This is a genomic window from Syntrophomonas sp. UBA5494 (assembly GCF_002426325.1).
The window spans coordinates 26,343-42,747 of the sequence record NZ_DIPG01000148.1 but is presented as its reverse complement, the minus strand read 5'-3'; the positions used below and the strand labels follow the sequence as shown (position 1 = coordinate 42,747).

Annotated in this window: 8 protein-coding genes and 1 pseudogene; 1 reads left to right on the top strand and 8 read right to left on the bottom strand. The window is 52.7% G+C overall.

Annotated features, from left to right (window positions below; translation table 11 throughout):
- The 8 genes and pseudogenes from B3W37_RS16755 to B3W37_RS16720 all read right to left on the bottom strand — a co-directional run.
- Positions 1-350: pseudogene (locus tag B3W37_RS16755) on the bottom strand (UDP-N-acetylmuramoyl-L-alanine--D-glutamate ligase); the annotation flags it as partial.
- A gap of 16 nt (positions 351-366) precedes the next feature.
- Complete coding sequence (gene mraY, locus B3W37_RS16750) at positions 367-1,347, bottom strand: phospho-N-acetylmuramoyl-pentapeptide-transferase (RefSeq protein WP_483168536.1); 981 nt, start codon at positions 1,345-1,347, stop codon at positions 367-369.
- A 19-nt stretch (positions 1,348-1,366) separates the two neighbouring features.
- Complete coding sequence (locus B3W37_RS16745) at positions 1,367-2,842, bottom strand: UDP-N-acetylmuramoyl-L-alanyl-D-glutamate--2,6-diaminopimelate ligase (protein WP_483168537.1); 1,476 nt, start codon at positions 2,840-2,842, stop codon at positions 1,367-1,369.
- Positions 2,843-2,904: 62 nt separating this feature from the next.
- Positions 2,905-5,022, bottom strand: a complete 2,118-nt coding sequence (locus B3W37_RS16740; protein ID WP_483176496.1) for a stage V sporulation protein D — start codon at positions 5,020-5,022, stop codon at positions 2,905-2,907.
- A gap of 27 nt (positions 5,023-5,049) precedes the next feature.
- Positions 5,050-5,454 carry a septum formation initiator family protein gene (locus tag B3W37_RS16735; protein ID WP_483176495.1) on the bottom strand — a complete coding sequence of 135 codons (405 nt, stop codon included), beginning with the start codon at positions 5,452-5,454 and terminating at the stop codon, positions 5,050-5,052.
- Between the two features lie 98 nt (positions 5,455-5,552).
- On the bottom strand, positions 5,553-6,488 hold the full coding sequence (gene rsmH, locus B3W37_RS16730; protein ID WP_483168541.1) for a 16S rRNA (cytosine(1402)-N(4))-methyltransferase RsmH: 936 nt from the start codon (positions 6,486-6,488) through the stop codon (positions 5,553-5,555).
- Between the two features lie 2 nt (positions 6,489-6,490).
- Positions 6,491-6,913, bottom strand: a complete 423-nt coding sequence (mraZ, locus tag B3W37_RS16725) for a division/cell wall cluster transcriptional repressor MraZ (RefSeq protein WP_481040181.1) — start codon at positions 6,911-6,913, stop codon at positions 6,491-6,493.
- A gap of 905 nt (positions 6,914-7,818) precedes the next feature.
- Positions 7,819-14,220 carry an S-layer homology domain-containing protein gene (locus B3W37_RS16720; RefSeq protein WP_483176494.1) on the bottom strand — a complete coding sequence of 2,134 codons (6,402 nt, stop codon included), beginning with the start codon at positions 14,218-14,220 and terminating at the stop codon, positions 7,819-7,821.
- Positions 14,221-14,636: 416 nt separating this feature from the next.
- Here B3W37_RS16720 and B3W37_RS16715 point away from each other — a divergent pair.
- A partial coding sequence (locus tag B3W37_RS16715; RefSeq protein WP_483176493.1) for a winged helix-turn-helix domain-containing protein occupies positions 14,637-16,405 on the top strand: 1,769 nt, incomplete at its 3' end.

The window sequence follows — 16,405 nt, the reverse complement described above, 5'->3', positions numbered from 1 at the left end:
GTAACTGCCAGCATGGTAAGCTGAGGTTTTTTGATCTGATAGGCCAGCTCAACTTCACCGATTACCGGCAGGCCATGCTTAAATGCCTGTTGAAATGGCTCGATTTCCAGGGATATGCCCGGACTGGCTACCAGCATATCATAGTGGTCGGGATCAATCTGGGGGTACTCCCCGGCACGGATCTTTACGCCCTGTTTTTCCAGGCCGGCTATCATATCACTATCAAAATGCTCCACTGCTTTAGCGTCGCACACCTGGACCAGAGCACCATGCCGGACCAGGGCTGAGGCTGCTGCCTGCCCGCTTTTTCCCAATCCCACCACCAGGACACGCTTATTAACCAGCTCCAATTATTTCACTCCATTCTTATCGCCAAAACGCCGGGCCCAGGCTGATTACTCCCAGCGTCGCACTGCATAGGGCTAAGAACCAAAATACTCTGACCACCTTCTGTTCGGACCAGCCCTTTAGCTCAAAATGATGGTGCAAGGGCGCCATTAAGAACAAGCGCTTGCGGGTGGTCTGATAGGAGATTACCTGTAAGGCCACGCTCATGGTTTCCAGCACATAAACCCCGCCTACCAATACCAGGGCCAGTTCGGTTCTGGTCAAGGCCGCCATGGCCGCCACCGCGCCCCCCAGGGCCATCGAGCCGGTGTCGCCCATAAATACTTTGGCGGGATAGTGATTATAGATTAAGAATCCCAGGCATGCGCCAGCCAGGGCTCCGGAAAAAGTCATGATTTCGTGGTGGCCGGTCAGCCATGCCACTATAACATAGGCTATGGCCACAAAAACCGTCACCCCGGCGGCCAGGCCGTCCAAACCATCGGTCAGGTTGACCGCATTTGAGGAGCCTACCAAAACCACAATCAAAAATAACACATAACCTGCTCCCAAATCCACACTATAATTGGAAAAGGGAATCAGAATTTCAGTGCCGCGATTAAAATAATAGATTAAAAACAGGCCGTACAGCAACCCGATCAAGAGCTGTAATCCCAGTTTCTCCCGGGCCCGCAATCCCAGTGAGCGTTTGAGGACCACTTTAATGTAGTCATCCCAGAAGCCGATGGCCGCGAGAGCGATCATCACCAAAACGGCAGTAAGAGCTTCCAATCCTGAACCGGCCATAATAAAGGTAGCAATCATCACTCCGGTGATTATCATGACTCCGCCCATGGTGGGAGTTCCGGCTTTGGCCATATGCCGCTTGGGGCCGTCGTCGCGAATATTCTGGCCGAATTTGAGGCGGGTTAAGAGCGGTATTATCAATGGGCCCATAACTGCAGTAACCACCAGGGCTATGGCTGCCGCCAGTATACTGTACCATATAGCTTCCATCATCACGTCTCCTGCATCGATATTATGCCCGGTTTAGTTCGCTGAGTATCTTTTGCGCCACTTTGCGGTCGTCAAAATCCAAGCGCTTTCCTTTGATGAGCTGGTAAGTCTCATGACCTTTGCCGGCAATGATTATGAGATCACCGGGCCGGGCCAGATAAATAGCATGCCTGATGGCTTCCGCTCGATCCGCTATAATAGCGTATCGGGAGTGGGATACTTTTTCCATTCCGGGGATAATATCAGCGATAATATCCTCAGGTTCTTCGCTGCGCGGATTGTCAGAGGTAACCACACAGAAATCGCTGTATCGTGCGGCGATTTCGCCCATCAAGGGCCTTTTGCCGCGGTCACGGTCTCCGCCGCATCCGAATACGGTAATTAACCGGTTGGCAGTCAGTTCCCGGCCGGTTCGCAAAATGTTTTCCAAGCCATCCGGAGTATGGGCATAGTCTACCACTACCGTAAAATCATGGGAAGAAAATACTTCCTCAAAGCGGCCTGGTATCCCTTTCACCTTAAGTAAAGCCCGGGTGATGATCTTCGGGTCTATCCCTTCCGCGAGGGCTGCGGTTATGGCAGCCAGGGCGTTGTATACACTGAACATACCTATGAGCCGCATCTCGATGTCAAAGCGCTTTTCACCAAAAAACACTGTAAAGCAGGTGCCTTTTAAGCTGATATCAATATTCTCCGCCCGCACTGCAGCCCCGGCTTGCACTCCATAGGTAAAAAGGGTCCCCGGAGCAGCTTTTATAAACTTTTCCGCATGGGGGTCATCGCGATTCACAACGCAGAAGTTGTTTTCCCCCCCAGGGATCATTTTGAACAGTTTCAATTTGGCTTGAAGGTAATTCTCCATGTTCTCATGATAATCCAGATGATCCTGGGTCAGATTGGTGAATACTCCGGCCGCAAAATGGATTTGATCGACCCGGTTTAAAGTCAGGGCATGCGAAGAAACCTCCATGACCAGGAACTCAGCCCCTTGCTTGCGGCACGAGTCCATGAAGGACTCTATTTCCACCGCCTCAGGGGTGGTATGGCCCAGGTCCAGGTCCAGGTCTCCCACCCGGGCATACAAGGTTCCCATGATGGCTGTGGGCCATCCGACTTCCTGGTGGATGGCCTGAATCAGATGGGTGGTAGTAGTTTTGCCATTGGTGCCGGTAACGGCGATTACCTTTAGATCGCGGCTGGGATGTTTATAAAAACGAGCCGCCAAAACCGCTAACATGGCCCGGCTGTCATCAACCTGTATAACCGGTAACCCCGGCGGGGCGTCAATCACTGGATCTTCAGCCACAACCGCTGCCGCACCTGCCTGAATAGCCGACGCAATATACAAATGCCCGTCCGTTTTTATGCCCTTGATGGCGACAAACAGGGCTCCGGGGCGGACCTGCCGCGAATCATAGGCGATTTGGGCAATATCCGGGTTGATTTCAACAGAACTCCCTTGAATATCGATTCCTTTGAGAAGATCCAACAGTTTCATAGCCGTTACCTCTCAATCCAGGCATTATTAAAAGAATGCCGTTTAATTTGTAGTCCGCTGCATCACTCGCCCACCGGCTGGAATTTGACTGTGATCGTGGAGCCCCCGCTAATGACCTTCCCGGGCTCCGGGCTTTGCTGATAGGCCAGGCCGTATCCTTCCGGCATTAGATGTAAACCCAGGTCTGCCAGGATTTTGGCGACTTCCCGCATAGATTTGCCCTGCAGGTCAGGCACTGTGACCGCCCCGCCATGATTAGCCTTATCCACTTCCGACATGTCGATGATCACCTGCTGACCCGGTTTGAGTTTGGTGTTGGCCTTGGGGGTTTGCTGCCACACCACATTGCCGCTTCCATTCACCTTGGCCTGCAGTCCCCGGGCTCTCAAAGCGGCGGTGGCCTCTTCCAGAGGCAAATTCACCACATCGGGAACCACAACCATTTCCTCTTGTGGTAGGGTTTGCTCCGCATTGCCGTCTTTATACATGGGCTCTTCCAAATAGCGTAAGGCATCCTGCATTATATTCTTAAACACCGGAGCTGCCACCCAGCCTCCATAATAAGGATATCCCTGCGGGGCATCGACTGCCACAATACACAACAGGCGCGGTTTATGCGCCGGAGCGTAACCGATGAATGAGGCTACATACTCATTGGAGAGATATCCGCCCCCGGGTGCAATTTTTTGAGCGGTTCCGGTTTTGCCTCCGGCGCGATAGCCTTCAATATAAGCATTTTTCCCGGTCCCATTAATAACTTCCCCTTCCAGGATCATGGATAAACGTTTGGAAGTCTCCTCAGATATAACCTGGCGCACTACAGTGGGTTCGTTTTGCTGCAGCACATTACCGTTCTGATCCACCACCTGTTTGACCAGATAGGGTTTCATCAGTTTGCCCCCGTTGGCTACCGCGGCGACAGCGTTACAGAGCTGAATCGGGGTGACGGCATTGGCCTGCCCCATGGACATGGTGGCCAAATCGATCTGTTTGGCGCGCTCCTGCGGCACCAGTATTCCCGCAGCTTCTCCCGGCAGGTCGATGCCGGTGGGCTGCCCGAACCCAAATCCATTTAAATAATGATAGTACTTCTCCATGCCCAGGGTTAAACCCACCTGCACGAAAGAGACGTTGCAGGAATTTTCAACGATTTGGGCAAAGGTCTGTTGCCCATGGGCCCTGTGGTCAGTACACCCGATGGTTTCTTTGCCGACTTTGGTGGAGCCCGAACAAAAGAAGGGGGTATTTTCATTGACGATAGCTTCCTGCAAAGCCATGGAAGCGGTGGTGATCTTCATAGTTGAACCGGGTTCATAGGCGTTGCTGATTGCCCAATTACGCCGGTTGCTGGCGGGGTAGTCCGCAAAATTATTGGGATCGAAGGTGGGGCGGTTGGCCAGGGCCAATATTTCGCCGGTGGCGGGGTCCATTACGATGACGGTGGCAGCTTTGGCCTGCCGCTCTTTAAATACTTTATCCAGTTCTCGCTCAGCAATATATTGGATGGTTTCGTCAATAGTCAAAACCAGGTTGGCGCCGTCCACCGGCGGGACATACTGGTGAGTGGCTTCGGGAATGGGGCGGTTGGCAGCGTCGTGCTCGATGACGATGCGCCCCTTTTGCCCTCCAACTAAATCATTGTAAAAATAATCGATGCCTTCCAAACCGGTATTATCCACCCCGGATATCCCCAGGACATGGGCTGCCAGGGAGCCTTTAGGGTAATAGCGGCGGCTTTCTTCGGTGAGTCCAATTCCGGGGAGGTCCAGATCCCGGATTTGTTGGGAGATCTCTGGTTCGATCTGACGCTTGATCCACTCGTAGGAACTCTGACGGGTTATGCGTTCATAAAGCTTGGTTTCGTCCATACCCAGAAGGGGCGCCAGTTTTTGAGCTACTTCTTGTTCCCTTTTGCTGGCCAATACCTCTGCGGGAATGGCATAAACAGAGTCGGCACTGACCGAAATAGCCAGATCGTGACCGTTGCGGTCACTGATAATGCCTCGTTTGGATTCCACCGGGACATCCCGGGTTCGATTCTGAGCCGCTTTCTCGGATAACTCGGCCCCGCGAACGAATTGTACCCAAAACATTCTGCCTCCCAGGAAAAAAAATCCCAGGGTGAATAGCAAAAAAAGCGTGGCAATACGCTTTCTGACCATCAGACTGGTAGTTTGCATTTTGGCGCACCTCGTTTTTAATATATATTATTGATTGTGCTCTGCGAGCTGTACCAAACTGGCATATATCTTATGAAGGGTTTTGTCCTCGTTGCTGCTCACGGCGACTGGAGTGGAAACCACAGCGGCAGTGTCGGACTTCTCCACACTGGTGCTGGCCACCTTGATATGTTCTTCCGGTTTATACATGCCTAACTGGGTGACGGCATAGTTTTCCACATAGTCCAGAGACACCTGTTTTTCTATCTCGTACTGCAGGCGCTGATTGGATGACTCCAATTTACGAATATCTTCTTCAAGATGCACAATCTGATAACCGAGGGTAGCTGCTTTCAGGCACAAGAACACCAGGAGCAATCCATACACAAATGCTGCCAAACCTAGCTTTGCTAATAATTTCCCTTTGAAAACCTTGCGATAGGTCTTTTTCACCCTTCGCACCCGGGGAACTTCTTGTTGAGGTGCTGCCTCTTCCCAGCTACTTGCGTATTGATAGCCCGCCTGTACCATGCTTATTCTTCCCTCCTATTTCATAGAACTTCTATCTTCCTGGCAACCCGCAGCTTGGCACTTCGGGCGCGAGGGTTGATGGTCAACTCGACTTCTCCGGGCAAAATGGCCTTCCTCGTCACTACCTCTAAACTGGGCCGGTAATTGCAGTTGCATACCGGCTGCCGGGGCGGACAAACACAGGTTCTGGCCTGCTCCGCGAAAAATTTTTTAACGATGCGGTCTTCCAGGGAATGAAAGGTAATGATGCATAACCTGCCCCCGGGCTTTAACGCCCCCACCGCTTGAGGAAGACTGGCCTCCAGGGCTTCCAATTCCTGGTTGACTGCGATCCGTAAGGCCTGGAAGGTCCGGCGCGCCGGGTGTTTGTCACGCCGGTACCGGGCCGGGATGGCCTCTTTAATGATACTGGATAGTTCCAGTGTCGTGGAAATCAGCCGGTCTTCCCTGTATTTAACGATAGCCCGGGCGATCTGCCGGGCAAACCGTTCCTCGCCATACGTAAAAATAATTCGGCTGAGTTCTTCTTGCGTCAGCTGATTGACCAGATCTGAGGCTTTAATGGGCTGATCGCGGTTCATTCTCATATCCAGTTCAGCCTCTTCGTGGTAACTGAACCCGCGTTCCCTTTCATCCAACTGAAAGGAAGATACCCCCAGATCCATTAAAATTCCTTCTGCTTGCCCCTGCTCTTCAGCGGTGAGAAACTGATCCAGGTTCTTAAAATCGCCGTGAACCAGACGAAGTCCGGGATGAGCGAGGGTCGGGGCCGTTTCCTGCAATACCTCGCCATCTTTGTCGATGGCCAGGATCTGCGCATCGGCGGAAAGATGTTGGAGCAATTCGCGCAGGTGGCCGCCGCCGCCAAGAGTACAATCGATATAGAAACCGTGCGGGTCACCCAGCCAGTATTTTATGACCTCGTTCCGCAGAACTGGTATATGCACGCTCTTCACTCCTAAATACCCAGCCCATCAGCGATTTTTGCCACTGTGCTGGCAGTTGCTTGATTATAGCGTACCCAGTTTTGCACTGACCAAATTTCAACCCGGCTGCCTATCCCTACAATTAAGAGGTCCTTGTCTATCCCGGCATACTCCCGCAAGTGCACCGGCAGGACGGCGCGGCCATTTTTATCGGTTTCCAGTTCAGCCGCCCCAGAAAAGAAAAATCGCTCAAAGGAGCGCACATCTCCACTGGTGAAGGGCAGTTCGCGCAGTTTATCAGCCAGGCGCTGCCATTCGTTCAGGGGGTACACAAAAATGCAATTGTCCAATCCCTGGGTGCATACAAAGGTCTCGCCCAGTTCTTCTCTGAACTTTGACGGTACAGTGATCCTGCCTTTGTTGTCCAATGAATGCTGGTATTGGCCCAAAAACATCTTATTCGCCCCTTGATTTATTATCGAGTGGGATAATAAACCACTTTACACCACTTCATACCACTTTTCTATTCTATATAGGGAAAACGTTCCCCTTCTTTGTGAAAATTGGAACAAAGGTTATTTTCTGTCGCCTCAAGTGATTACAAAAGGCAAAATCGCGATAAAATAGGGTTTTTGTTGCTTTCAGTCTGTCAGGTAACCCCTTTTTTTTACAAAATTCATACTATGAGCATAAAAAAACAAGGACTAATTTCCTGGTTTTTATCAGGATTTTACCGTCCTTGTGTCTCAATCCCAAATACAGAGTATGGATTATTTAGGCGATAGAAAGTTTTTTAGACCTGGCTTATGTCCTATATTGTAAATGGCTGCATGGATTCGACATCATTCAATGCCGCAGAGAATCCTTCATTATCCGCTTGCTCCAGCGCCGGCCTTGAATTTGTAAAGCCTTTCAAGGTCTCGAACCGTGTGGAAAATGCGTAATAATTTGGCCTTGCGGCGATGATATCCCCCACCTTTTACCCCCAATAGACTTATTCATTGTGCCAACGCAAATACTCCCCAGCCAGCCTATCCTGGACTAGTATAGGAATTTCCAGAAGCAAATGCATAGTAGTCGCAGCTACGGCAGGCCTTAGCCTGAGCGTGCCCTGCAATGATTCTGGTGTCAAGGAGCAGTCTGTCGATAAGCGGGGCGGCAGAGCAAGCGACGGAAGCGAAGAACAAAGCCTTCAATAGGCCCGCGATTGACGTACAAATCGTACGTTGATTGAGCGGGCCTATTGAGCAACGCAGTTATTCGCTTTTGTCGGCGGTCTGGGCAGCGGAGGCTTACGCCTCCGCTGCCCTTATTATTTCAGTCTGTTTGCCGGCCCTGTTTTTCCGATATCTTTTCGGGATTACAGGAATTTGGCGATGAGCGCCGCAGCTTCGGCCCGGGTGGTATGGCCCTGGGGGCGGAAGCTGTTGTCGGGGTAGCCGGTCAGGTAGGCGCTGCTTACCGCGGCGGCTACGCCGGACAATGCCCAGGGGGAAATCCGCCCGCTGTCGGTAAACTTCAGGGCTTCTCCTCCCGCCTCCAGTTGGGCCGCCCGGGCGATGATGACAGCGGCCTGCTCCCGGGTGATCAGATCATCCGGACCGAAGGTGTTCTGGTCATAGCCGCCGATGAAACCGTGAGCCGCGGCGGTGCTGATGCTGTCCTGGGCCCAGTGGGCGGCGGTATCCGCAAAGACCGGTCCTTCCATGGACTCCAGTTTCAAGGCTTTGACCAGCATGATGGTGAATTCGGCCCTGGTGACGGTTTTATCCGGCTGGAAACTGCCGTCGGGATAGCCGCCCGCGACTCCGGCATTGATTAACTGAGCAATGCTGTCTTTGGCCCAGTGATCGGCAACGTCTGCAGGCAGCGCTGGAGGCACCGGGGGCTGCTCTTTTTTGAGGGTGGCAATAACTGCGAATTTGGTGAAGTGGTGTACTTCGCCGGATACTGTGGAGGTATCCAGATCCACTCTGATATTGTCCAGTTCCACCCACTGGCCGGTCTCTTCGTCAAAATAGCAGATGGTTATGTCGTATTGGGCGGGATCGATTTTTGACTTGTTGAAGGACATGGTAACGGTAACCGGTTCTGCGAAGTTGCCGGACTTATCTTTTATTATATCCACTATCTGACTGATGAGCTGGCTGTCGGCGGGCAGGGTCATCCCGGAGCTCAGGCCGGCTTCTTTTACCTGCACCCGGACATCGCTTTCCACTGCTCCGGCGGGGAATGACAGGGTGATTCCGCCAGTGGCGGCGTCTTTGCCGGCCGGGGTCACCAGGATGCCTGACGGGGTGGAACTGCTGCCGCCTCCGCCGCCCGGGCTGGTATAAGCTGTCGCGGTAATGGTGATGGTTTTCTGCGTGGTGGTTTGGCTCTGCGCACCCTTGCTTACGGTAACAGTAAAGGCGTAACTGCCATTTGTGCCGCTGGGATTCGTGGAGGCGCCTGCCAGCGGTACAACGTAGCTGACCTTGTTGACGGTGACGCTAACGTTGGCGTTGTTTACCGCTGTTACAGCAGTATTTCTTAACACCGCTTTGATCGCATCCTCGCTGCTGGCCGCTGCCTGGGTCATATTGCTGTAGGCCGCGTTTTCTGCCGCATTCAGTGCGTTCGCCACGATTGCGATGTCCGGGTCGGCTGACTCGATTATCATTATGTCAAGGCTCTTGCTGTCGCTTGCGCCGCCTTTACTAAGCGCGACGTCATACTCGCCCGTGCCGCTATTGTAGCTGACAATTGCGGTCACGCCTACGGCCTCGGGGACAGCTGCCAGCAGACCGTTCACATAGCTTTGGACGGCTGCTGTTTTAGCTGCCTGATCGGAGCCGGCAGGCACCGTGACCGAGCCGTCTCCCAGTGCAGCCTTGGCCGCCGCCACGCGTTGAGCATCCGTAAGACCGCCGGCTTCATTGGCCAGCACCCGCACGATGAATGTTTTGGTTGCTGTGGCCGAATTCTTTGTAAACGTCGCCGTCAGGTAAACCACCTGGTCGCCTTGTTCGAAGGCGGGCCGGTTGACGGTGCCGTTCCCTGAAATAACGGTCGGTCTGCTGCTTTGCCAGCTGATTTCCACATCCAGGGCTCCGCTGCCATTCGGCACGTCGGTCGGTGCGCTTAATGCCGTCATCAGGTGCATGCTCCGGGTGATGCTTCCTGCACTATTATCCGCATTGTGCTTTATGTTGTTAAAGTCCAGAGCCGACTTGGCGACGGCTACGTCATGGGCATCGGCATCATCTGAAACGGCAGTCATGTTGGATTTGAGCACCAACCCGGCCGCGCCCACCGCCACAAAGCAGTTGTTTCCCGCCATGATGCCCTTTAGATCGGTGTACATGTTATTATCTGACGAATGGGGGTTTAGTTCCAGGCCGGCGGGCTGGCGGTACCAGGTTGCACCGCCGTCCGCCGAGGCGATGATATTGCCCAGATCACCCACCGCGATAAAATTGCCGCCGCCGTAGGCAATACCCCGGTTGTACTGGCCAAAATCACTCTTGACAATCGACCATTTGCCGCCCTTGTCGGAAGATAAATAGATTTCCCCCGAGCCGCCCACCGCCGCGAATTTACCGCCGGCATAGATTAGGTCGGTGGGATATTTTGATGAGCTGTCAAGGCTTTCGGCTCCGCTCCAAGTTGCACCATCAGAGGAAGTAAATGCCGCGCCGTTTTTTGTCAGGGTAATAAATACCCCATCTCCAAACGCTACCGTGTTAAGGGATACGGAAATGCCAGGGGCGTCAACGTTGCTCCACGTCTCAGCGTCATCGGAGACACGTATGACTTTAGCCCAGTTGTCGTCCCCTCCTACAACGACGTACTTTCCACCGCTGTAGGCGATTCCTTTGAGTTCCAGAGTCGTCCCCGAGGTTCGAACTGTCCAGGTCGTGCCATCAGACGAGGTGAGTATGGTTCCGTTCTTGCCCACGGCGATGAATTTGCCGCCCAGATAATCCACCTTATTCAGATTATAGGTAGTCCCGGAGTTTTGAATTGCCCAGTTGATTCCGTCCCCTGAGGTTTGGATCGTTCCTTCTGCACCTACTGCTACATAGAGATTTGTGCCGTTATAGGCCACGTCATTGAGCGTTTTGGTCGTTCCCAGGGTCCGGTAGGTCCAGCTTGTTCCCAGGTCATCCGAGGAGTAAATATTGCCATAACCGCTCATAGCCACAATGCGTGTGCCATTGGAAGCAGCTGCGTCGAGGTAGGGCAACCCGCCGCCTATTTTATCTGTCCAGTTAACACCATTGAGCGAAGTGGTGGTAAAGGCGGCCATGCCGGGATTGGTGCGGCCTGCCGCAACGAACCGGGCTCCGTCGTATTCTACCGAGAAAAGCTGCGCATAAGAAGGTGAAGGGACAGGCTTTGTCCAACTATCGCCAAAGGAAGAGATAGCGAGGAAGTAGCCTCCGCTCTCTCTACCGCCCACGGCCGCAAAGCCTCCGTCGCCATAGGTAACGTCCCATATGGTGTTTGTGGAATCGGAATAAGTGCCCGTCCAGGTTTCCCCGTCCGCGGAGGTCAGGATGCCGCCTTTGTGCTGGATGGTGTCGGAGCCCATTCCTACCGCCACGAATTTCGAGCTAATAGCCGAATAGGCGATGGACAGCAGCTTGGTCTTTTTGCCTGCCTCCTGGGTCAGTGTCCTGCTTTGCCAGGTCGCGCCGTTGTCGGTGGAGATCAGGACGTTGCTTGCTCCGCCTACGGCCACAAATTTGCCGCCGCCAAAGGCTACGTCGCTCAGCTGCTGTGGCACCGCCGCCTTTTCCGTCCAGTCTGTACCGTTAGTCGAGGTATAGATGCGGCCGGAGTAATCGCCTGACGTGCTGACCAGGACATAGGTTCCGCTTCCGTCGTAAGTGATGCCCGTCAAACGGTCAAACTGAGTGCCCACATTCACTTTGGTCCAGGTTTCACCGTCAGTGGATTTCAGCAGGGTGCTGTTGTAGCCCACCGCCCAGTATGCGCCGTTAAGATATTTCATATCTTCTATGGGACTGCTGGCCGGCAATGCGGCTTTTTTCGCCCACACCGGGTTGCCAGTGGTCCCTGCCGGAGCCGTAGCATCCTTGACCCAAACGAAGCTGGTATGCGTGGCCGTAGCCGAATACTGTAAGTAGCCACTTTTGTCACTGGAGGTATCTTTTTCATCGACCGTTTTGTCTGTATTTTCAACCTTTATATAATATCCTGCAGGAGCCGTGATCGTGCCGTTTATGGTTATTGTACTGCCAGCCTGGGCCTTTGCGCCGCCTTCACTGCTCATACCGCTGGTAACATTCTTGACAGTAACAGTTGCTCCGCTATCTGCCCAAACGCCAGCGCCACCTGATCCAGTGGCAGTGGCGTCACCTTCAACAACAATACTGCTTCCTGTGCCGGAAGCATGAGCAGCACCTGCGCTGCCTGCCGCATTGCCTTTTATGACAATGGTTCCGCCGTTTATAGCTGACGCTCCTTTGCCGAGTAGTCCAGTGGCTGTTACATTGCCCCTTACCGTAATGGAAGAGCCTGTATTTCCCCAGACCCCGGCGCTTCCTGATTCATCGCTCGTTGCCGTGGCACTGGTTACGGTTACGCTAGAGTTATACGCTTGCACTCCAAAGCGGCTACCGGTGACGTTGAAAGAGCCGGAATCACCCATAAGCGTGACGGCTCCATTCGTTACTACAAACCCCGGGCCTGACGCATTGGTGACATTCAAGGTGCGGCCGCTCAGATTGAATTGGACGCTCTTTCCCTCGATCTCAATCCCGCCGCTGTGGTTGATATTACCAAGAAGCGTAATGGTCTGGCCGTCCTCCACATCATAAAGGGCATTCTGCAAGAACGTATATTGTTGTTCAGGGACTGAGGATCGGCGGCAGACGTAATTATCCAGCGGTACCGCTGCGGTTGCCGGGAACACCGCCGTGACTACATCTGAATCCGCGACGTAAGTCGTTGACTCCGCGCCCGCTACTGTAAAGAAGTTTGCAGCTACGCCGGTCAGGGTATAGCCGGATTTCGGCGTCAGGGTGATGGTCGCCGTGTATTGCCTGCCGGCATCAAAAGGCTTATGGGCGGGCGACCAGGAAACGGTTCCCGTATACTGCGCGGTCTCAGTGATTTCCGTAACCGGAGTCGCCCCTGTCACCGGCGCAGTTACGCCCGGGATGGCCGCGATGTTAATCGGCGTATCTGTCCCTGTCTCTGGTGGGGTTCTTACATCAAGCACTTTGACCGCGCTGAAGTTGTTGTTGCCCGCTTCAGCTACCATATAGATGTCATAAGCTGTGTCATGGTCCAAGTTTGTGTCTAGTGTAATGGGTAATTCAACGTTAGCGCCAATTGACTGTCCCGCGTAAGATATCACCGGTTGGCCGTCAATATTGGCATGATCCTTTATCTGCTGGGCGGTGGGTGCTGTAGCGCCGTCGGGCAGCACAACATAATTTAATACACCCGCCAGGGCAACCTTGACCAGTATTTGTACCGACTTGCTCCCAGCCGCTTGTGGCGCGCCAGTTTCCGGATAGCCCTCGGCAAAGCTCTGGGGCGATAAACTATTCAGAGAGATCACTCCGGTACTCTCCGTCTCGGGTACAGCGACCCCGCTAGAACTATAAATCGAATCAGCTATGGGGCTAATGGCAATGGTTTCAGTTCCACTGGGAGGGCCATCGACCAATTTCAGCCCAATATCAAACTGAGTTTCCCCGCCGGTTGGCAACAAACCAGTTCCTACTTTATAAACTGAATTAATTGAAGCACCGCTTACCCCACCAGCATTTTGGACAAAGGCAATGGCGAAGTCATCCTTATCAATTCCGGTATTGTGGGCAGCATTTCCATAAACACCCTCACTGAAGGTTACAGTTATGTAGCGATTTTGCGCATCCATAACCGCACCGGTAATCGTTGGGGTTGTGGGCGGTGTGGCTGTGGCAGGAGGCGTTGTGACCCCCAGCTTGACTGCCTCGGTACAAGGAGCATCGCTCGGATACGTGTCCTGCGCCACCAGATAGAGATCATAATCGGTCGCGTCGGCATCCCCGATGACAAAGAAGTTTTTCTCGGTGTCGTTGGGGCAGTTTATCGTATTCTTGTCCAGCGCATTATTTCCGGCACTGTCCTTTCCAGCGATGACCTGGTCAATAGACGGCGCGTCTGCACCTTGCTCCACAAGAACATAATGTACCCTACCATAACCATTATTCGGAACCTGAATTGTTACCAGTACCTCCATTTTCTTGCTGGCCGGGGCCTGTACCGCTCCCGTTTTTGGGTACCCTGCGACGAAAAAATCGGCAGCGGCGGGCGTTGTTACCTCTATCTTAGCCGGTACAGACAGGTTTCCTTCGTCGTCTCCCAGCACTATATAGATATCGTAATCCGTGTCGTGCTGCGGAGCGCGGATCTTCATGGAGATGTTGGAGGTTTTAGAGTCACCTTCGTTTGTTTTAAAGTAAAGGGCGGGGCTGTCGCTTGCGTCCTGTCCACTTTTAACTTGTTCGCTGTCTGGTTCGTCAGCATCATCCGGCAGCAGCACAAGATAGTAATACACCTGCTCATTATCTTTTGTTTCAAAGATAATACTCACTGCCCGCGAACCCTCGTCCAGCAGAGTACCCACCCGCGGAGAGTCAGCATCAAACGCTGGCGGAGTAATGTCGGGGTCCGCCAGCGCCACTCCCGGCCACAGCGTGAGCAGCATGGCCAAGGTCAATAAAAGGGATAAGGTTTTGGATTTTCTTTTAAAAGACATTGTTACAATTCACTCCTCTCTAAATCACAAAATGGTTCGAGATGGTTCTCATCAAATATTTCACAGATGTGTTTTAAACCTGTACCATCCCCCTTTTAATCCTGCAGTTGTCCACCGCTTTATCGTTTCATGGTTGCCGCGTTATTCTTATGGGTGTCCGAGTCAAACGGCCCATATAGCCCGTTATTTTATTAAATCAGCCATGACTGACCCCCTTGTAAGCAAAAGATATAAAAACTCCATTTTAATTCCTTTTCGATTTTACAGTACAGGCGTCAAATAAATATAAAATGGAAAAAGTGGCGCCTATGGGCCGGAACCCCTGGAAAACCGCAATAAAGGACCATTTTTAAATGGCTTTATTATGGTAAAATAAATTAATATTTTATTGTAAACGTACTCGGAAGGTCGATGGCATGAACACTATTCCCGTCTTAAAGAGCAAATTGATTATGCCCGAGCTGTCCGGAGGCTTTCTGCTGACAGACCGGCTGGAAAAGATCCATAACCATATGGATTCTTGCACAGCGGTTACCGTAAGCGCGCCTGCCGGTTATGGGAAAACCACCCTGGCGGTTTCATATTTTAACCGTCAGGCCGCCAGGCCTTTCAGGGTATGCTGGTATCGCCTGGACGCTGCAGATAAAAACCTGCCGGTGTTCATCGCCCACCTGGCCGAGACACTATTCCCGCCGGAACCCTCCGAGTTTGCAGCAACCCGGCAAACCCTTGGGGATCAGGCAGATCTGCGCTCACATCCGCATCAGGTAATTGCCGCGATCTGCCGGGAAATGTGGGCAGCCCATGACCGGGCTGGTAATAGCCGGACCTATATTGTCCTGGATGATTTTCAAAACGTGGCCCAGGTCGGGGATATATGCGACATGATCAGGTACATGCTCGATAACCTTCCGCCATCCTGGGCGATTTTTATACTAAACCGGGCCCATCTGCCTGTTTTTACAGAAAAACAAAAACTGGAAAAAAGAATTCTAGAGCTGGGCACTGAGGATCTGGCTTTCAGCGCTGCTGAAATAGAGGATTTCATGCTGAAGATGGGGCAAACCGTCCCGGACAGGAAATTGACCGAGCTCATTGCCGAAAATACTGAAGGCTGGGTAGCCGGCATCATAATCTTATGGCAGGCCTTCCAAAGCAAAGCCCTTGATGCGGTATCAATCGAATCCGGTAAGCTGGGTCATGAAGACGCCCTGTTCCGGTATATGTCCCTGGAGGTGCTCAAATCCGTGGAAGGCGATACGCGGGATGCTTTGGCAAGGCTGGCCCTGCTGCAGGACTTTTCAGCGGCCGAAGCCTCGGAAATACTGGAAATCGATGATATAAACGCACTTATGGGTCAGTGCATGGGGTTCGGCATGTTCATCCAGAGGATTCCCGGGGACCCGGTGGTCTACCGTTTCCATGCTTTATTCCGGGAATTTCTGTTGTCCGTTTTAAAAGAGCGCTGTCCCGACGAACAGATTTCCGGGCTGCATCTGAAAGCCGCCAGATATTACATGAGACAAGGCACCTACGGCCGCGCCGCGGAGCACCTGGCCAAATGCGGCAATTCCGCCTCCGCTGTAGATATGGTGACAGAAGCGGGGTTTAATAAGTTCATGATCGGAGAGACCGGTCAATTGAAGCTGTGGCTGGATCTGCTGCCGGAGGATATGATCAATGACAACCCGGTCCTGCTGCTGTTTAAAGCGCAGCTGATGCCCAACAGCCAGCAGCCGGAAGTGGTAAACACCCTGAAAAAGGTGCTAAGCTTGTCATTGCTGGATAACAATCTTCAGACCTATTATGACGGGGCCAGTGTTCTGATCTACATTTTAATGTGCAGCAACGATATGAAGGGGCTGGTCGAAATGGCAGCGGGCCTTCCCGGGCAGCGGCCCGATGTTTCGGCGGAGCTCGGAAACACCCTGGTCGTCGTTGACATGGTGCGGTCCATCGGGGAAGACCGCTTTTCCCTGGCGGAAGCACAAAGCGAAAAGGTCCTGTATGCCCTTCTTCCTGAAGACAGTCGCTGGCTGTATCTAATCCTTTCCTGCATCATTTATTTTTGCCTGGGTAAGCTTGATCAGGCGGAGCGCTGCATGGAAACAGCGTTAAAATTGGATAAATTCAAGAATATTGAGCCTTCCAGGGGGTTTATCCTGCTTTTTCTTTCCATCGTTTT

Coding starts and splice junctions, on each gene's coding strand:
- mraY (WP_483168536.1), bottom strand. CDS start 1,347: ATGATGGAAGCTATATGGTACAGTATACTGGCGGCAGCCATAGCCCTG.
- B3W37_RS16745 (WP_483168537.1), bottom strand. CDS start 2,842: ATGAAACTGTTGGATCTTCTCAAAGGAATCGATATTCAAGGGAGTTCT.
- B3W37_RS16740 (WP_483176496.1), bottom strand. CDS start 5,022: ATGCAAACTACCAGTCTGATGGTCAGAAAGCGTATTGCCACGCTTTTT.
- mraZ (WP_481040181.1), bottom strand. CDS start 6,913: ATGTTTTTGGGCCAATACCAGCATTCATTGGACAACAAAGGCAGGATC.
- B3W37_RS16720 (WP_483176494.1), bottom strand. CDS start 14,220: ATGTCTTTTAAAAGAAAATCCAAAACCTTATCCCTTTTATTGACCTTG.